Source organism: Flavobacterium humi (assembly GCF_004745595.1).
In the GTDB taxonomy this organism is placed as follows: domain Bacteria; phylum Bacteroidota; class Bacteroidia; order Flavobacteriales; family Flavobacteriaceae; genus Flavobacterium; species Flavobacterium humi.
Genome location: NZ_SRLH01000004.1, coordinates 372,835 through 391,104, shown reverse-complemented (window position 1 = coordinate 391,104; position 18,270 = coordinate 372,835). Strand labels below are relative to the sequence as shown.

The 18,270-nt window shown below is 41.1% G+C and carries 15 protein-coding genes; 7 read left to right on the top strand and 8 right to left on the bottom strand.

What is annotated here, in order from left to right:
- Positions 1 to 108 precede the first annotated feature (108 nt).
- Complete coding sequence (locus tag E4635_RS09405; RefSeq protein WP_135526383.1) at positions 109 to 750, bottom strand: protein-L-isoaspartate(D-aspartate) O-methyltransferase; 642 nt, start codon at positions 748 to 750, stop codon at positions 109 to 111.
- Positions 751 to 915: 165 nt separating this feature from the next.
- Here E4635_RS09405 and E4635_RS09400 point away from each other — a divergent pair, with 165 nt between their 5' ends.
- The 7 genes from E4635_RS09400 to E4635_RS09370 all read left to right on the top strand — a co-directional run bounded on the left by E4635_RS09400 (position 916) and on the right by E4635_RS09370 (position 8,099).
- On the top strand, positions 916 to 1,884 hold the full coding sequence (locus E4635_RS09400) for a Gfo/Idh/MocA family protein (protein ID WP_135526382.1): 969 nt from the start codon (positions 916 to 918) through the stop codon (positions 1,882 to 1,884).
- Between the two features lie 53 nt (positions 1,885 to 1,937).
- Positions 1,938 to 2,828, top strand: coding sequence for a 3-hydroxyacyl-CoA dehydrogenase family protein (locus E4635_RS09395; RefSeq protein ID WP_135526381.1), 891 nt, complete (start codon positions 1,938 to 1,940; stop codon positions 2,826 to 2,828).
- A gap of 69 nt (positions 2,829 to 2,897) precedes the next feature.
- Positions 2,898 to 4,118, top strand: coding sequence for a DUF1015 domain-containing protein (locus tag E4635_RS09390; RefSeq protein WP_135526380.1), 1,221 nt, complete (start codon positions 2,898 to 2,900; stop codon positions 4,116 to 4,118).
- Between the two features lie 36 nt (positions 4,119 to 4,154).
- A complete protein-coding gene (locus E4635_RS09385; RefSeq protein ID WP_135526379.1) occupies positions 4,155 to 4,817 on the top strand; it encodes a YggS family pyridoxal phosphate-dependent enzyme in 663 nt (220 codons plus the stop codon).
- Between the two features lie 101 nt (positions 4,818 to 4,918).
- Complete coding sequence (locus tag E4635_RS09380) at positions 4,919 to 6,280, top strand: exonuclease domain-containing protein (protein WP_135526378.1); 1,362 nt, start codon at positions 4,919 to 4,921, stop codon at positions 6,278 to 6,280.
- A 123-nt stretch (positions 6,281 to 6,403) separates the two neighbouring features.
- A complete protein-coding gene (gene miaA / locus E4635_RS09375) occupies positions 6,404 to 7,339 on the top strand; it encodes a tRNA (adenosine(37)-N6)-dimethylallyltransferase MiaA (RefSeq protein WP_135526377.1) in 936 nt (311 codons plus the stop codon).
- Between the two features lie 19 nt (positions 7,340 to 7,358).
- The gene (locus tag E4635_RS09370; RefSeq protein WP_135526376.1) at positions 7,359 to 8,099 is read left to right on the top strand and encodes an acyl-[acyl-carrier-protein] thioesterase; all 741 of its coding nucleotides are present in this window, start codon (positions 7,359 to 7,361) and stop codon (positions 8,097 to 8,099) included.
- Positions 8,100 to 8,137: 38 nt separating this feature from the next.
- Here the strand turns inward: E4635_RS09370 and E4635_RS09365 are convergent, their stop codons facing one another.
- The 7 genes from E4635_RS09365 to E4635_RS09335 form a co-directional block, all read right to left on the bottom strand.
- Complete coding sequence (locus tag E4635_RS09365; RefSeq protein WP_135526375.1) at positions 8,138 to 8,848, bottom strand: response regulator transcription factor; 711 nt, start codon at positions 8,846 to 8,848, stop codon at positions 8,138 to 8,140.
- A 3-nt stretch (positions 8,849 to 8,851) separates the two neighbouring features.
- Positions 8,852 to 10,435 (bottom strand): sensor histidine kinase, encoded by a 1,584-nt coding sequence (locus E4635_RS09360; RefSeq protein ID WP_135526374.1) that lies wholly within the window; start codon positions 10,433 to 10,435, stop codon positions 8,852 to 8,854.
- Positions 10,436 to 10,503: 68 nt separating this feature from the next.
- A complete protein-coding gene (gene coaE, locus E4635_RS09355) occupies positions 10,504 to 11,091 on the bottom strand; it encodes a dephospho-CoA kinase (protein ID WP_135526373.1) in 588 nt (195 codons plus the stop codon).
- A 1-nt stretch (position 11,092) separates the two neighbouring features.
- Positions 11,093 to 12,091 carry a glycosyltransferase gene (locus E4635_RS09350; protein ID WP_135526372.1) on the bottom strand — a complete coding sequence of 333 codons (999 nt, stop codon included), beginning with the start codon at positions 12,089 to 12,091 and terminating at the stop codon, positions 11,093 to 11,095.
- A gap of 87 nt (positions 12,092 to 12,178) precedes the next feature.
- Entirely contained in the window at positions 12,179 to 14,365 is a 2,187-nt protein-coding gene (locus E4635_RS09345; protein ID WP_135526371.1) for a T9SS-dependent choice-of-anchor J family protein, read from the bottom strand.
- 117 nt (positions 14,366 to 14,482) lie between these two features.
- A complete protein-coding gene (locus E4635_RS09340; RefSeq protein ID WP_135526370.1) occupies positions 14,483 to 16,282 on the bottom strand; it encodes a T9SS type A sorting domain-containing protein in 1,800 nt (599 codons plus the stop codon).
- Between the two features lie 80 nt (positions 16,283 to 16,362).
- A complete protein-coding gene (locus E4635_RS09335; protein WP_135526369.1) occupies positions 16,363 to 18,258 on the bottom strand; it encodes a T9SS-dependent choice-of-anchor J family protein in 1,896 nt (631 codons plus the stop codon).
- Between the last annotated feature and the right edge of the window lie 12 nt (positions 18,259 to 18,270).

The following is an 18,270-nucleotide window of genomic DNA, read 5'->3' as shown; positions in this document are numbered from 1 at the left end:
GCAAAACGTTCGGGTCCGGGCGAAAGAAAATAGGGAATCTGCCGCTTAAATGAAAGAATTTACCTATACCCTCTCAATCAAGCCACTTAATAACAAAAAAGAATACTTTTAGTTTTTATCTTCCAGCAAAGGCACAAACCTGAAATCACCAAACTCGTGTTTCTCAAATTGTGTTTCACTTTTCCGGATCAGCAAAGTCATCACCTGGATGTCTTCCCCGACAGGGATAACAAGCCTTCCGCCAATTTTGAGCTGTGCCATCAGCGGCTGCGGGATAATGGGTGCGCCTGCCGTTACAATAATGCTGTCAAAAGGAGCGTAATTAGGTAATCCTTTGTAGCCGTCCCCAAAAACCAGGTGTTTTGGCCGTATGCCCAATTTAGGCAAAAGCAATGAAGTTTTCTTGAATAATTCGTTTTGGCGTTCCACAGAAAAGACTTTCGCCCCCAAAAGGCATAAAACTGCTGTCTGATAACCGGATCCCGTCCCGATTTCCAAAATCTTGTCCTCTTTTTTCACCTGGAGCAATTCGGTCTGGAAAGCTACGGTATACGGCTGGGAAATAGTCTGGCCTGCACCAATGGGAAACGGCTTGTCCTGATAGGCAAAATCCTCGAAACTCGAATTCAGGAACAAATGCCTCGGGATTTTCCTGATGGCTTCCAGTATGTTTTTATCCGTAATGCCTTTGGCTTGCAAAACGGTTACTAATTGATTTCGAAGTCCTTGATGTTTGGCTGAGTCTTTCACTATTTTGGCGAATTATTTTGTGTAAAATTAGAAAACAAATTGGCAATTATCAATGATAACGGAAGCATTTTTTTTACGAACTGGCCAAGCAATTATTAATTAATTCCTATTTTTGTTCACTCGAGGCTGTAAGCCGAACTGTTATGAAATAAAAAATACATTTTTATGTTAAAAATTGGCGTGTTAGGTGCCGGCCACCTCGGAAAAATACATTTACGGTTGCTCAATCAATCTGAAAAATATGAACTGGTAGGGTTTTATGATGAAAATCAGGAATATGCCGAAAAAATCGCTGCCGAATTCGGATACAAACGATTCGATACCATCGCCAAACTGATCCATGCCGTTGATGTCATCGATATTGTGACACCAACCCTTTCCCACTACAAATGCGCTAAGGTTTCCATCAAATCCGGCAAGCATGTTTTTATCGAAAAACCCATTTCAACCACTGTGGAAGAAGCGGAGGAAATTATCGCGTTAGCCAACGAATTCAAGGTAAAAGGACAAGTAGGCCATGTAGAGCGTTTCAATCCTGCATTTAAGGCTGTCAAGGATAAAATCGAAAACCCGATGTTTATCGAAACGCACCGCCTGGCGGAATTTAACCCTCGCGGCACGGACGTTCCGGTAGTTTTGGATTTGATGATCCACGACATTGATGCTATTTTAAGCGTAGTCGATTCCAAAGTGAAAAATGTCAGTGCCAGTGGTGTTTCAGTAATAAGCGATTCCCCGGATATTGCCAATGCCCGCATCGAATTTGAGAACGGCTGTGTGGCGAATATAACATCCAGCAGGATTTCTATGAAAAACATGCGTAAATCCCGTTTTTTCCAGAAAGATGCTTATATCTCTGTTGATTACCTGGACAAAATCTGCGAAGTGGTCAAAATGAAAGACGCTCCGGAAGTCCCGGGTGATTTCGATATGATCCTGCAAAATGCCGAAGGCGTAAAAAAACAAATCTATTACGATAATCCAACTGTAGAACCCAACAACGCGATCCTGGACGAACTGGAAACCTTTGCCGATGCCATCAACAATGATACTACACCGGTGGTTACTTTAGAACAGGCAACTGAAGCGCTTCGGGTCGCCTACCAGATAATCGACTGTTCCAACAAAAGCTAAAAACAGGAAAGAACAACTCACAAAATAAAACACAAAACAATAACTAATACAAAATGAAAAACATAGCTGTAATTGGCTCAGGAACGATGGGCAACGGAATCGCGCATACTTTTGCCCAATCGGGTTTTACCGTAAAATTGATCGATATTTCAGAAAAAGCACTGGAAAAAGGAATGGCGACCATTGCTGCCAATTTAGACCGAATGGTAGCCAAAGGGACGATTTCGGAAGAAGACAAACACAAAACCATTGGGAACATTATAACCTATACCGATATTAAAGACGGTGTGGTAGGTTGTGATTTGGTAGTGGAAGCTGCCACTGAAAATGTAACCTTAAAACTGAATATCTTCAAACAATTAAGCGATGTTTGCGACCATAATGTCATTTTGGCCTCGAATACTTCTTCCATTTCCATTACACAGATTGCAGCACAGGTAACACATCCTGAAAGAGTTATAGGAATGCACTTCATGAATCCGGTGCCTATCATGAAATTAGTGGAAATCATCCGTGGTTACAATACTTCCGATGAAGTGACCAAAACCATCATGGACCTTTCTGTAAAATTAGGAAAAACACCAACAGAAGTAAACGATTATCCGGGATTCGTAGCCAACCGTATCCTAATGCCGATGATCAACGAATCTATTGAAACATTATATAACGGAGTAGCCGGCGTTTCAGAAATCGACACGGTAATGAGATTAGGAATGGCGCATCCTATGGGGCCTTTGCAATTGGCAGATTTTATCGGCCTTGATGTTTGCCTGTCTATTTTGAATGTCATGTACGATGGTTTCAAAAACCCTAAATATGCCCCATGCCCGTTATTGGTAAATATGGTTACAGCCGGTAAATTAGGTGTAAAATCAGGAGAAGGTTTCTACGATTATTCCGAGAGCAAAAAAGCTGAAAAAGTATCTAAACAATTTTCAAAATAATAAAGTCCCAGTTTCCAGTCGCAGTTTTCAGAATGCTGCACACTGCGACTGGGGCTGAAAACCAATAAAATGGCCAGAATAACCCCTTTTAAAGCAATCCGTCCTACGGCCGATAAAGTCAGCTTGGTAACCTCGCGTTCCTATGACGATTACGGCGCTGCGGAACTGGCTGCTTACCTTGAATTCAACCCTTTTTCCTTTTTGCATGTCCTGAATCCCGCTTATGTGAACCAACAAAAGCTGGGCTGGGAAAAGCGCTTCAAAATGGTAGAGCACAAATACCAGGATTTTAAAAAAGAAGGCATTTTGGTTCAGGAAGACAAGGCGGTTTTTTATATCTATGAGATCCATTCGAAGAACCATACTTTTACAGGAATCCTGGCCGGGACTTCCATAGCCGATTACCAGGCCAATGTCATCAAGAAACACGAAGACACCTTACAATACCGGGTAGACCTGTTTAAGGATTACCTGCACCAGACCGGCTTCAATACCGAACCGGTCCTGATGACCTACCAGGACAATCCCGAAATAAACGAGTGGGTTACCCGAAAAAAACTGGAGGTTCCGTTATACGAATTCTCCACCACCAATAAAGAAAAGCATACGCTTTGGAAAATTGACGCCGAAACCGAAATCAACTGGCTGCAGGAGCAATTCCGGGAAATTGGCAATTTATATATCGCCGACGGCCACCACCGCTCTGCTTCTGCCGAATTGTTATACGAACAGGACAAAGGTTCCGGTAATGAAACCCTAAATCATTTCATGAGTTTCCTCATTGCGGATTCTAATGTGAAGATATACGAATTCAACCGTATCATCCGTGATTTAAATGGAAATTCAAAAGAGGAATTCATCAAAAAGATAGCTGAAAATTTTGTCATCAAAAGCAAAAAACAGGAATTGTGGAAACCCAAACATAAATTCGAATTCGGAATGTACTTCGACGGAGAATTTTATGCCCTGCGCCTGAAGGAGGAAAAATTCACATTCGGAAACACCCTGGAACAATTGGATGCCCAAATACTTTACAACACTGTTTTGAACCCTATCCTGGGCCTTGGTGACCTGCGCACAGACGAACGCATCGAGTACATCCCGGGCACAAGGTCTATCACATCGATTAAGGATATGGTAGACAATGGCGAATTTGAAGTCGGTTTTATGCTCTATCCGATCAATATTTCCGAAATCAAAGCCATCGCAGACCTGGATTTGATCATGCCTCCGAAAAGCACTTACATCGAACCGAAATTCCGTAGCGGATTGGTGGTGTATGAACTTTAGGTTTTATAGCAATTTTAATTTCAGAAAGATTTCATAATGTCAATACAATCCAACCTTCAACATATCAAATCCACCATTCCGCCACATGTTACCCTGGTTGCGGTTTCCAAAACCAAGCCAGTAAGTGATTTAATGGAAGCCTACGATGTGGGCCAGCGTATTTTCGGGGAGAACAAAATCCAGGAAATGACCGAAAAGTACGAATCGATGCCCAAAGACATCCAATGGCATATGATTGGGCACGTACAGACCAATAAAGTCAAATATATGGCCGGATATGTTAATCTGATCCATGGTGTGGACAGCTTGAAATTATTGGCAGAAATCAATAAACAGGCAAAAAAACACAATCGTACCATCAATTGCCTGCTTCAGGTGTATATTGCCGAGGAAGAAAGCAAATTCGGGCTGGACGAAAATGAACTGTTGGAGCTATTGGGCTCGGCTGAATTCCGGTTATTGGAAAATATAAAAGTTACCGGCTTAATGGGCATGGCTACTTTCACGGAGGATCAAACCCAAATCCAAAAAGAATTTACACATCTGAAAACCATTTTTGACAAGCACAAAACACTGAAAACTGAAAACTGTGACCTGCAGATTATCTCCATGGGGATGAGCGGTGATTACCAGCTTGCCATCGAATGCGGCAGCACCATGGTCAGGATTGGAAGCAGTATATTTGGCGGAAGGAATTAAAGTTCTTACTTTCGTATTTGTAATCAAAAGCCTGCTTATGTCGGAAACACCGGAAAAAAGAGAAAGGCCAAAGACAGCATTTTAACTATTTAACTACGGATTTGTACGCAATACTAGACATAGAAACCACGGGAGGCCAATATAATGAAGAGGGAATCACTGAAATTGCCATCTATAAATTCGATGGGCAGGAAGTTGTGGATCAATTTATTAGTTTAGTCAATCCTGAAATCCCTATCCAACCGTTTGTGGTCAAATTAACGGGAATCAACAATGCCATGCTCCGATCGGCGCCCAAATTTTACGAAGTGGCCAAACGCATCATTGAAATTACCCAGGACTGTATTATTGTGGCACACAACGCCTCTTTTGATTACCGCATCCTTCGTACCGAATTCCGCCGTTTGGGATATGATTTTGAAAAACCGACGCTTTGCACTGTCGAATTGTCTAAAAAACTCATTCCGGGGCACCAGTCCTATAGTTTGGGCAAATTGGTGCGCGAACTCGGCATCCCGATGGCAGACAGGCACCGCGCCACCGGAGACGCCATGGCTACAGTAAAGCTATTCAAAATGCTTTTGGCCCAGGACCTTGAAAAAGAAATCGTAAAAAGCTACATCAAAACCGAGGTCAAATCCGGGATTTCCCCAAAACTTTTGGATATCGTCGAAGCACTTCCCTCAAGGACGGGCATCTACTATATCCATCGGGAAGACGGGACCATTATTTATATCGGCAAGAGCAAAAACATCAAAAAAAGGGTCAATCAGCATTTTACCACTACTTCGCGAAAAGCCAAGAAAATGCAGCTGGAGGTTTTTGCCGTTACTTTCGAAGAAACCGGGAGCGAGCTCATTGCACTTCTTAAAGAAAGCGAAGAAGTGAAGATAAACAAGCCTGTTTATAACCGTTCACAAAAGAAAACCATCTTCCCTTTTGCCCTATACGCCGAAAAAAACAAGGACGGTTACCTGGCCTTAACAGTTAAGAAAGCAGATGGCCGTAAAAAGGAAATCACTTCTTTCTCAACACTTTTGGAAGGTAAAACAATGCTGCATAAAATCACGGCGGAACAACAGTTCTGCCAAAAAGTAAACGGCTTGTATGACACTAAAAAAGAATGCTTCCAATACGACATGAAAGAATGCAAAGGAGCGTGCATCGGCAAGGAAACACCTGAAGATTACAATGCTCGCATCAATTACTTCCTGGAAAACAACCACTTACAGAACAAAAGCATGGTCGTTATTGACCGGGGAAGGAACATCAACGAGCGCAGCGCGGTCCTTATCGAGGACGGCGTGTACAAAGGCTATTGCTTTTACGACCTGAACCATCAGGTCAACAACATCGAAATCCTGAAAAACATCATCATCCCTATGGAAAACAACCGGGATTCCAGAAGCATCATCCAGAGTTATATCAAAAAAAGAAGAGTTTCAAAAATCATTACATTTTAGGAGCTATTTCCTGTTTTCGGCTTTATCTTTTTACGCCAGGCTATTTGGTTCCTAAAATAAGGCTACCTGCAAAAACGTAAAAAGGATACCGCCTCTACCAGGGCTAAAAAACACCGCTATCGCATGAATTACTTACTTACCGTCATCGGGCCCACAGCCATAGGAAAAACAGCCTTGAGCATTGCTTTGGCACGTCATTTTGGCTGCGATATCCTTTCCTGCGACAGCCGGCAGTTTTTTAAGGAAATGAAAATCGGGACAGCAGTTCCCAATGACGAAGAATTGGCCCAGGCAAACCATCATTTTATACAAAACAAATCTATTTTTGAAGAGTATACCGTTGGTGATTTTGAGCGGGAAGCCTTATTGGAACTGAACAACTTGTTTCAAAAAAACAAAATACAGATTATGGTTGGCGGCTCCGGTTTGTATGTTGACGCCGTACTTAAAGGTTTTGATTCTTTTCCCGATATCGACCCCGAAATACGCGAAAAAGTAAGGCATGATTACGAAACAAAAGGGATTACTTCCCTACAAGAGCAATTGCAGGAACTCGACCCGGATTATTTTGCCTCTCTGACTGCTGAAAACCCGCAAACATTACAAAATCCGAACCGGATGATGCGTTTTACAGAAGTGTGTTTAAGCACCGGGAAGCCCTATTCGTCCTTCCTCAACAAAGAAAAAAAGCCACGGGATTTTACCCCAATCATCATCGGTCTGGAAGCCGAACGTGAAAAAATGTACGAAAGGATCAATCTCCGCGTAGACATAATGATGCAGCAAGGCTTGCTTGATGAGGCCAAAATCCTATACCCAAACAAGGCTTTAAATGCGCTGCAAACGGTAGGCTATCGTGAATTGTTCGATTACCTGGACGGAAAAATATCCCTTGATTTTGCCGTGGAGGAAATCAAGAAAAACACCAGGCGCTTTGCCAAACGCCAGATGACCTGGTTCAAAAGGACCGAAAACGCACAATGGTTTGATTTTAAGACACCACCGGAAGATATCATCCAGCACATCGATGCGATTATTAAAAAGAATAACATTTCATAACTTATAACTTATAATTTTAATGAACATCTCTCCTGATTTCACTTCCTTATATTCCCACGATTGGGACATTAATTTTACGCAATGCGGCCCGAACAGTTATCTGAAATACGTTGATTTATGCAACCTGTTACAGCTTACCGCTGCTGAGCACTCCATCCTTGGCGGATTGAGTTTCAATGACATGCAGGAACACCACCAGGCATGGGTATTGAGCCGGATCCGTATTGAGATTGACGCGCTTCCCAAATGGCAGGATAAAGTTACCGTATTGACCTGGGTGGAAAACCTGGAAGGTTCACGCTCTATCCGGAATATCGAAATGTACCTTGACGGAAAAAAAATTGCAGGTGCCACGACATATTGGGCGGTTTTCAATACGCAATTGCGCAAAGCCGAAGCATTGGCACTACCCCATGAACATTTTGAAAAATACCCGGAACGCAAAGCAACCTCTGAAAGTTTCTCGAGGATCAATATCCTGCAGGAAACCGAAAAAGTAACGGCAAAAACTGTTGTCTTGTCTGACCTTGATATTGTCAACCATGTCAATAATGTCAAATACCTGGAATGGTGCCTGGATACCATAAATCCAAAGCTGATACTCAAACAGCAAATCAAGACTCTGGAAATGAATTTCCTACGGGAACTGAACCTGGGCGATCCAATTGAAATCAACCGTTCGGAAGAAAACAACCAACATTATTATTCGGTTACAAAAGAAGGAAAAGTCTGTTTCGCTTTGGTACTGGACCTGAAATAAAACAAAAAAGCTTCGGTTTCCCGAAGCTTTTAGTATGCTTATGCTGCTGGATTCTTAATCACCAGCCTGAATCCTTCTCCATGGATGTTCAGGATTTCCACACTCTCGTCTGCCTTAAGGTATTTGCGGAGTTTGGCAATATACACATCCATGCTTCTTGAGGTAAAATAGTTGTCATCCCTCCATATTTTGGTAAGGGCCAATTCTCTCGGCATCAAATCATTTTCGTGCAACGCCAGCATTTTCAGCAATTCGTTTTCTTTTGGCGACAGCTTAATTGGTTCATCTCCCGGATACGTCAGGAACCTTAATTTAGAATTCAGGTCAAATTTCCCGATTTTAAACTCAAATTTAGCCACGTCTGTTTTTGTTTCCGAAGCTTTACGCTGGATAATGGCTTTGATTTTCATAAGCAGGACTTCAGAATCGAACGGTTTGTTCAGGTAATCATCTGCTCCCACTTTATAGCCTTTCAGCACATCTTCCTTCATCGATTTTGCGGTCAGGAAGATCAAAGGCACATCTTTATTTTTTTCGCGGATTTCTTTCGCTAACGTATAACCGTCTTTATATGGCATCATGACATCCAGGATGCACAGATCGTAGTTGTCTTTCTTGAATTTTTCAAAACCTTCCATTCCGTTCTTGGCCAATGTAACCTCGAAATCGTTCATTGAAAGGTAATCGCGTAGTATTGACCCAAAATTTGGATCGTCTTCCACTAGTAATATTTTTTTGTTTGTTTCCATAATTTAATAAATTAATGGTAGTTTGATTATAAATGTACTTCCTTTTCCTTTTTCACTTTCGACCATTACTTCCCCGTGATGGTCGTCGACGATTCTTTTTACGTAGGCCAAACCTAAACCGTGGCCTTTTACGTTGTGGATATCGCCGGTATGTTCCCGATAGAACTTATCGAATATTTTTTTCTGTGATACTTTGCTGATTCCTAATCCCTGGTCTTTTATTTTTATGATAATAAAATTCTTGATATTCTCCGAAGTTACCGTTATAACCGGTTTATCCGGCGAATATTTTATAGCATTTTCCAAAATGTTGACCAATACATTCGTAAAATGGACATCATTGAGCAGGACGGTGGTTTTAGTGGCTTTCAGGTTCACTTTTATGGTCCCTTCCCTATCTTCAATAATCAGGCCTACATGCTCTACTGCTTCTTCAACGATATCATGCATATCGTGCGATTCCTTTTTGATGTCAAGTTCCTTTTTTTCCAGTTTGGAAATGCGGAGTACGTTTTCCACCTGGGCATGCATCCGCTTGTTTTCATCCTTGATCATTTGAAGGTAACGGAAAACTTTTTCTTTATCTTCAATGATTTTCGGGTTTTTAATGGCATCTAAGGCTAAATTTATAGTAGCGATAGGCGTTTTGAACTCATGCGTCATATTGTTGATGAAATCGGTCTTGATTTGCGAAATATGACGTTGTTTGTTGAGTTGGTTCAGTGCACTGTAATAAGCCACGATAATAATCGCCGTAAAAAGGAACGCCAGTAAGGCAATCCCGATCAGGTCCGAAACCAAAAACAGTTTTTGCTGCGGGAAACTCACCAGCAACTGGTATTTGCTTACCCCGTCGTTATCTGTAAAAACAGGCGTATCGTACGTGTACCTTTTATCGTACTTAAACTTTTCCGACTTTACTTTTGTGGCCAGCCCATTGCTGTAAATCCCGAATTCAAATGGCGTTTTAATACCGTATCCCCTTAATTCCTGAGCCAATAAATCATGCAACTGTTCGTTGGAAACCCGTTGTGTGATTGATCTTGTGGCGGCAATATCCTTAAAATAAATCTCGTACTGCACTTTATCAAGAATATCCATCCGGCCAGATTTCTCGATCTTTTCAGAAGGCTGGACTTCATTATGGAGATCCGAATTATCCAGCGTATTTTCGTTATAAACCTCTGTAACCCGTTTGGAAACGAAACTTTTCAGTTTTGTGGAATCATTTTTTTTATCAAAGAACGATGATGAAACCGAATAATCTTCGGGTATTATGCTATTGGAATAAATGATGGTTTCATTTGTAATCGCATTTTTCTCAACATAAAAAAATTTTAACAGTTCGCTTTGTTGAGGAATCTTCCCAATACTATCTTTAAGTTGGTTGAATCGGCTAAGGAAAACATATGTTTCCTGTTCCTGGAGTTTTTTGGAAACATTTCCTATGACCTGTTTGACTTGGTATTTGAACTGTTCGTCCTTATTTTTAAAAGAAGCGTTTATCAAATAACCCTGAACCACAATTATTCCTAACAGGGAAAGTGTCATTAAAAAAACTACAAAACGGAACAATGCTTTATTCATTGAAGCAAAATTAGCTTTTTAACATTTACAACTTAAAAAGATTAACCAAAGATTAACAATTGATAAATTTAGTGAAGATTTTTTAATTTTTTAAGAATTTCTTGAAATTGAATTTTAGTCTCTTCTAAATTTTCATTGTTTATAACATAATCGCTTTTGGCAATTTTCTCACTATCAGGCCACTGATTTTTAATTCTGTCCAAAACTTCTTGTTCTGTCACATGATCTCTTTCTATCACCCGCCTGATTCTTGTTTGCTCAGAAGCTGTAACTGTAATAATTTTATTACAAAATTTATAACTCCCCGACTCAAAAAGGATGGCCGCTTCTTTAATTACGAACGGAAACGACTTATTTTCGGCAACCCATTGGTCAAAATGCTGCCGGACCAAAGGATGTACAATTGCATTCAGGGCCTTGAGCTTGTCTGGATTATTAAAAACGACAGATGACAAGGCTTTCGTATTAATCCGGTCATTTTTTAGGACTTCTTCCCCAAAAACGCTAGCGACTTTCCGGACAGTTTCGGGAAATTCCATTATTTTTTTGGCTTGATCATCGGCAATATATACCGGTATGCCTTCAGACATAAAAAGCTTTGCAACAGTAGTTTTACCACTTCCGATTCCTCCTGTAAGCCCTATTACTTTTGTCATATTATAACTTGAAAAAAAGTTCCGGGAAAGCTTCCTGTGGTTTCTTCTTCAGGATGTTGATCTTAAAAAAAGACTGGATAAACCCTAAACCGTAGCCGAAGAATTGTCTCCACACAGCAATTATAGAAAGGTATCCGACATAAATGTTCTTATTCTGAAATGAGGAAACCAGGAATATCAATACCGTATAAGCAAAATATATTTTTAAGATCCAGTCGAAATTAAACACTTCCGAGATAACTCCGGTGATAAACCCAAGGACAAACAACGACGGCAAAAAGAAAGCCGGTTTTGCATATTCCGGGTACCAATGGTTTAAAATTGGCCTCGCTTTTCCAAATTTATTCACCTGGATGTAGAATTTTTCCCAATCGATCCTTCTTTTATGGTATACAAATGCGGAAGGGATCAATTTGGTCTCAAAACCTAATTTCCAAAGCCGTATGCTGAGATCTGGATCTTCTCCGGGGTGGATATTTGAAAAACCTTTGGAGGCTTCGAATGCTTTTTTAGAAATCCCCATGTTGAAACTCCTGGGCTGGAATTTCCCAATTTTTTCCGAAGCTCCCCTCACTCCTCCTGTTGTCATAAACGAAGTCATCGCAAAATTGATGGCTTTCTGTACCGGCGAAAAACTAGGCAACATGGCATCTGGCCCTCCGTAGCAATCTACATATTTCTGGGTCAGGCTTTTGGAAACTTCCGTTAGATAATCTTCAGGAATGATACAATCGGAATCCAATATGATAAAATAATCCCCTTTCGATTGCGTCATCCCGAAATTACGGGAATCTCCCGGGCCGGAATTGTATTTCAGGTAATAGGTAATGGTTAGTTTTTGTTGGTATTTCTCAACTATATGCTCGCATGGAATTGTCGAACCATCTTCGACAATAATAATTTCGAACGGCTGTTTATAGGTTTGTTTGGTCAAACTTTCTAAAAGCTCCTCAATTTCATCAGGACGATTATAAACGGGAATAATAAACGAAAATTTCATTCACAAAAATTTTGACAAAGGTACATTTTTAACAAAAAAAAGCCACCCCGAGAGGTGACTTTTTTAATAGTATTGCAATTCATTCAATTATTGCTTTACAATTTTAATGGTTTGCACTAAATTATCAACAGTAACTTTAACCAAATAAGTACCGCTTGATAAAGCAGACAAATCAATTCTTGATTGTGTCGCATTGACTGGTTTAGACATGATTTGCTGGCCTAATAAATTATGTACTGATACATTTGAAATCTCTTTTGTGTAAGATAAGTTCAGGACATCTTTTACAGGGTTAGGATACGCAGAGAAGCCGTTCATATCAAATGAAGCCGTCCCTAAGGATGCATCATAAGCAGATACTCTCACCTGTCCGAATGCATTGTTTCCATATTCCCAAACTCTGTAGTACAATACTTCTCCCGGAGTTCTTCCAGTTACTTCCATCATTGGATGGTCATCAGGATCAGAGCTGCTTGAATCATCGCAATCAACTAATACCAATGCCCCACATGTTCCACTGTACACAGCAGCAGCAGAATCTGTAATTCCACCTGTTTCCGTGTTATTTTCAAATGTTAAAGATCCAGAAGCAGGAACCACTACTGAATACCAAACATCTCCACCTGAATAAGAAGCACAACCTGGCGCTGTTTCTCCTGCAGAAGCAGTAGCTCCTACATTTGTTGCCACTACTGAATGAGCAGCAAAATTACCACCTGGCGTTAAAACAATCGCAGTAGCGCAATCATCATTTGCCGGAGGACAAGTATAAGCGAAAGAACCTAAATTAACATTGCAAATAGCTGAAGAACCGTGGTTAAGTGTCAAAGAAGCATTGCTTCCTGAAGCATAAGGACCCATTTGGTAATCTCCTGTTGCCGGTACCGGAATAGTCGTTGTACCATCTGTTATTGTTGGTGTACCGCTTCCTAAAGAAGCAACATTTATAGCAATGAAAAATTGATTATTGCCACAATCCGGAGAAACAGAAGCCGATCCAACCGGAGGAACGCAAGATGCAGCAATAACATTTACAGTATAATCTTCAAAAGTACCGTAAGTACCTGTGTAACACGCAAGAACAGGACCGTTATCCTGGCCGCCAATTCTCATTCTGTGGTTTCCTAAAGAAGCCGTGCCCGGAACCGTAAATGTTCCTGACAATGTAGTTGGATTGGCATTGGTTGATGTTCCAGTATATACATCTTCTCCAGCATCGTTAAAATCAGAATCATTATTCCAATCTACCCAAATAGCTGTCTCGTAAGTATATCCTGTCTCGTAAGTTATCGAAAACGGTACTGATAATCCTTGAGGAACATCGGTAGTCTGAACGCTGTAATCACCATAATGGCCTGCTTCATCTCCTGAAGTATTATTAATCGTTCCAATGGTTACATTCGTTATTCCAATATTATCTACACTTGAAGGAGCCGGTGTGCAGTAACAAGGAGTTGCAGCGGTTGTAAAAGTATTTTCAGTACAAGCTGTAGCATCACCAACACCATTATATGGAGTCACTTTCCAGTAGTAAGCCGTGTTTGCCGTTCCTGCAAAAGTATAAGAAGTGGCAAGAGCAACATTCTGGTTGTTCAGCACATCTGTTCCACCAGGAGTTGTCCCGATTGACAATTTGTATCCTGTTGCGCTAGTAACAGCATTCCAGGAAAGGGCATTATTAAAATTCCCGCAAGTTGCATGTGGAGTACTTACAATGCCTGTAGCACAGTTAGGCACAGTCACAGGCGGCGCATCATTTACAAAATCATCTACATACAGGTACAATCTGTCCGTATCTGTAGCCACAATAGCGATATATACGTTTTGCCCGTTATAGTTAGACAAATCATAAGTGTATTGTGTATAATTATTGGCACTAGCAGCTGTTGTAGCTGTTTCGCTTCCTAAAACGACATTAAAATCGGCAGCTGCCGTTCCGGTAGTGGAAAGCTTCACCTGGAATGTTTCTGTCCAGAAAGTCCCGTCAATTCCCGCCCAAAACGAAACCCTGTTGGTAGAACCGTTAGTAACTAAAAAACTCGGAGAAATCAAATAGTCTTCATGAGCAGCAGATTCATAAGTAATCCTTACATTTCCGGCTCCGGAATGCGTATTGGAACCGTAGGCTACCCAGGTATTGCTACCTCCGTCCTGGTTGTTGACTGTCCAAGTTGCCGGAATCCCTGAATCGAAACTCTCCGCAAATTGTGCATTTGCAATACCTGAAGCAAGCATCGTGCAAATGAATAGTAAATTTAAAGTAATTTTTTTCATAGTTGGGTTTAATAAATTTTCACGAAAGTAAAGAAATATGTGATAAATCCATTAACTATTTAACATAAAAAAGCCATGAAGTTTACTCCATGGCTTTTTTATTGAATATTTAAAATTTTACTCTTTTATGATTTTCACTGTTTTAATTGCATTTCCAACTGTGATCTTAACTAGGTAAGTCCCTCGTTCAAAGGCTGATAAGTCCAATTGCGTATTTGGCTTATGGATTGTTTTAGTCATTACGACCTGTCCTAGCAGATTTTCAACCGTTATGGCAGAAATTTCTTTTTCGTAAGAATTTGCGTAAGAAATATTTAGAATGTCCTTTACAGGATTAGGGAAAATCCTAAAATCAGACATTTCAAATCCAGGATTGCTCAGCGCATTGTATACCGAAACAGCAAGCCTGCCCGGATTGGACTTTCCGCTCAGGCAACCCGAATCACTTGTAGCTGCATAATAGGTTGTCCCGTCCACCAATGCTGTGGTATTAGGAAGGCTCATACCGCCATTTTCCTGAGAAAACCATACGATATTACCTCCGGTCAATTCAATATCCGCAAGGGTTTCTCCTGGAACAAAATATTGAAGCGTATTTCCTGTTGGAGGAGCCGGTATCGTATTTACAATCAAATCAAATGTTTTTATAACAGAACAACCCGTTTCTTCGGCAATAATCTCAACACCTATTGTTTGACCGGAACTTACAAACGATGTAGCTTCGGCATTGGAAATGTAGGTAGTAAGAGACGGTGAACTATAATATTTAATTTCATAATCTAACGGGTTTTGCCCATTTAAAATTACAGCTGTATTTTGAGTCAAATCAAAAGTCGCGGGCTGGGAACCTACAGCACATGCAGTAATATCCAAAGGATTTGCGACCAAGGATATTGCGGTCTCTATATTTACGGTGATATCATCATAAAGCACAGTTTGTTCCCCCTGGCAATCTGCATAACTCACAAAAGCTTGGTAAGTATTCATTTCTGTTGGGCAAACCGTAAGTGGATTGGCACTCGTATTTAAAGACACACCATTCAGGCTCCAGCTAAGTGTCGTCGTTGAATTTCCATCTGGGATAAACCTCCATGCTTCATTCGTTGCAGACCATGCGCCTGTATTCCTGCCTGGCGGAATGGTAGCAAGTGTTCCGCTTTGATTTTGGATACCCACCACTCCTGCACCACCTTGCCAGCTAGCACATGGTGTTCTTTTACTAATAAGGATATCAATAACATTGGTCGTTTCATATAAAAGGACCTGGCTTGTTTGCAATTGGGAAGCTCCGCATTGATACGCCGGCAGTTGATTGAAATTTGCTACAAAAATCCTGTTGGGAGCTGTTCCGGTAATATAATAATTAACATTTTGTATCGAAGGATTAGTTACCGCTCCACCACCCGCTCCGGAATTTCTAATATCAGTATCCTGATAAACTCCGTAAATGGCATTGGCTGTGTGAAAACCGGCACTTGGCAAACTTTGGTTAAAATTCCAATTACAAAAACCCGGGCTAAATGGAGTTAAGGGTATTTCAACCCCGCCAGGAATACCACCGGGAACTGAAGGCGCAATATTAAAAGTTATCACTCCGTTGGAACCCACCATAACCTGCGTGTATTTTTGCCCGTAAAAGCAAAATGGAAAAGGAAGCTGAAAAACCGGGGACCATACATCATCATTCGAGGCATCCAGTACAGTACCTCCGTTAAAAGGATATATTGGGGCGAATCCAATAGATTGAACCTGGTAAGAAGTTGTCTCTTTAAGATCTCTATACTCTGCCATTAAATTAACACAATCACCAGGGCTGCATACCGGTAGCGGATTTTGAATATTTACGGTCAGAGGCAAATCAGCCTGCCCAAAAGAAAGCACCGAAAAAAGCAATCCTAAATAGTAAATTTTCCTCATATCTATTTTATTTTGAGTTGCAAAGATATAAAAAAAGCCATCCGTAAATGAATGGCTTTTAATATAGTAAATAAAGAAACTTATTCTTTTACAATTTTAATTGTTTTAACCATGTTGTCAATCGTAGTAACCTTAACTAGATAAGTACCACTTGACAAACCGGATAAGTCTAATTGTGATTGAGCAGCGTGAAGCTCTTTGGCCATTACTGTTTGCCCTAATAAATTGTGAACGGATACACTTGAAATCTCTTTTGAGTAAGATAAATTAAAAATGTCTTTCACAGGATTAGGATACGCAGAAAAACCGCTCATATCGAATGTAGGATTGCTTAACGAAGCATCATAAGCAGAGATCGTAAACTGGCTTGTTGCGGCAGATGGCAGAACAGTCGTGTCATATTTCCAAAGACCTATGTACAATGTTTCGCCAGGAGTTCTTCCCGTTAAAGACAAGATAGACATTAGGTTATTTGGTCCTGTAGGTCCGCTATCATCATCACAACCTATCTGTGTCAATGTTCCGCAAGCTCCTGTAAAGGCAGCTAAAACCGAATCCGTCATAGTATTTGATGCCCCAACCTGAGATTCAATTGTTATAGTCCCTGATGCAGGAACCACTACGGTATACCAAACATCTGCATTAAAACTCGCCTGGCAGCTAGGTGTTATCCCGGCCGTTTTTGTCGCTCCCATAATAGAACCAGCCACATCCTGGTCTCCAAAAGCACCTCCTGGAGTTAAAGCAATCGCACCGGCGCAAGTATCATTTGCAGGAGGTGTCAAAGTTGCCAAAGTATAAATATTCGTACCTGTAGTTACATTAAAATAATAGTCGTAAGGACCTGCACCGCAACGTAAATATTCATATACTTTTACATAATAAGTAGAAGAAGGATTCAATGCCGTAACTGTTGCAGTTGTTCCTGTTCCGTCATAAATAAGTTGTTGTCCCGTACCGGCATATACTGTATTGGCAACCAAAGCCGCCGCATTTCCGTTAACAGGATCTGTAAACGTAGCTGAATCGCTTATATAAACAGCTCTTCTGCTTCCATTTCCTACAGTCCAGTTCAAAGCAGAAGAATCAGAATAAGGAGTACCTGTCAAAGCAGTTGCCTGTGTTGCTGGATTCCCCGGAGGAGATACCGCTACTGAAGCAGTTTGTGAAGATGCTGCAGAATTAGTACAAGTAACCTTCAATCTGTAATAAATTGTCGTTCCAGCGAAAGCCGGAGGAGTATACGTTGATGTAGTGGCTCCGCTACCGCCAACAGCATTCGCCCAGGCATCAGCACCACCGTTATCGTCAGATTCTTCCCATTGGAATGTCAGTCCGGTAACTCCAGAGCTAAATCCTGTAGCTACAAGATTTGCAGGGGTAGATCCCGAACAAAGGTTTTGCAACGCCGGGCTAACAGTTCCTGCCGTTGGAGTTCCGGTACATGGAATAGGTGCAGTATCTACTACGATATCGTCTAAATAAAGTTCCCATTGGTCTGTTGTAGTAGAGTGGAATGCCACATATACGGTTTGACCCACATAAGGAGTCAGGTTGTACGTAACCTGTTGCCAGGCTGTCGTAGGAGTTACCGTAGCCGCCAGAACAGTTGTAAAATCTGTTGTAGCCGTTCCTGTATTGGATAACAAAACACTAAACACTTCAGGAAAAGTATTGGAACGGTGTTTGTACCATAATGATATCTGATCACTGGTTCCCGCCGTAACGGTAAATTGCTGTGTAACCAAATAATCGTCATGTGCCGCGGCCGAGTAAACCAATTTCGCAACATTGGTCCCCGTGTGTGCTGCCCCTGTGCCCGGTGTTGTTGCTGTAAATGTATTGGCGTCTCCACCGTTGATTACCGTCCAGGTCCCCGGAATACCAGTTTCAAACCCTTGTGAAAATTGTGCGTTCATAATACCAGACACAAGCAATGTGAAAAGCATCATCAATCTAAATGTAATTTTTTTCATAGTTTTATTTGT

Excerpts from the sequence above, each read along its gene's own strand:
- E4635_RS09350 (WP_135526372.1), bottom strand. The coding sequence starts at position 12,091 with ATGAAATTTTCGTTTATTATTCCCGTTTATAATCGTCCTGATGAAATT.
- E4635_RS09385 (WP_135526379.1), top strand. The coding sequence starts at position 4,155 with ATGTCAATACAATCCAACCTTCAACATATCAAATCCACCATTCCGCCA.
- miaA (WP_135526377.1), top strand. The coding sequence starts at position 6,404 with ATGAATTACTTACTTACCGTCATCGGGCCCACAGCCATAGGAAAAACA.
- E4635_RS09365 (WP_135526375.1), bottom strand. The coding sequence starts at position 8,848 with ATGGAAACAAACAAAAAAATATTACTAGTGGAAGACGATCCAAATTTT.
- E4635_RS09335 (WP_135526369.1), bottom strand. The coding sequence starts at position 18,258 with ATGAAAAAAATTACATTTAGATTGATGATGCTTTTCACATTGCTTGTG.
- E4635_RS09390 (WP_135526380.1), top strand. The coding sequence starts at position 2,898 with ATGGCCAGAATAACCCCTTTTAAAGCAATCCGTCCTACGGCCGATAAA.
- E4635_RS09345 (WP_135526371.1), bottom strand. The coding sequence starts at position 14,365 with ATGAAAAAAATTACTTTAAATTTACTATTCATTTGCACGATGCTTGCT.
- E4635_RS09370 (WP_135526376.1), top strand. The coding sequence starts at position 7,359 with ATGAACATCTCTCCTGATTTCACTTCCTTATATTCCCACGATTGGGAC.
- E4635_RS09400 (WP_135526382.1), top strand. The coding sequence starts at position 916 with ATGTTAAAAATTGGCGTGTTAGGTGCCGGCCACCTCGGAAAAATACAT.
- E4635_RS09360 (WP_135526374.1), bottom strand. The coding sequence starts at position 10,435 with ATGAATAAAGCATTGTTCCGTTTTGTAGTTTTTTTAATGACACTTTCC.
- E4635_RS09340 (WP_135526370.1), bottom strand. The coding sequence starts at position 16,282 with ATGAGGAAAATTTACTATTTAGGATTGCTTTTTTCGGTGCTTTCTTTT.
- coaE (WP_135526373.1), bottom strand. The coding sequence starts at position 11,091 with ATGACAAAAGTAATAGGGCTTACAGGAGGAATCGGAAGTGGTAAAACT.
- E4635_RS09395 (WP_135526381.1), top strand. The coding sequence starts at position 1,938 with ATGAAAAACATAGCTGTAATTGGCTCAGGAACGATGGGCAACGGAATC.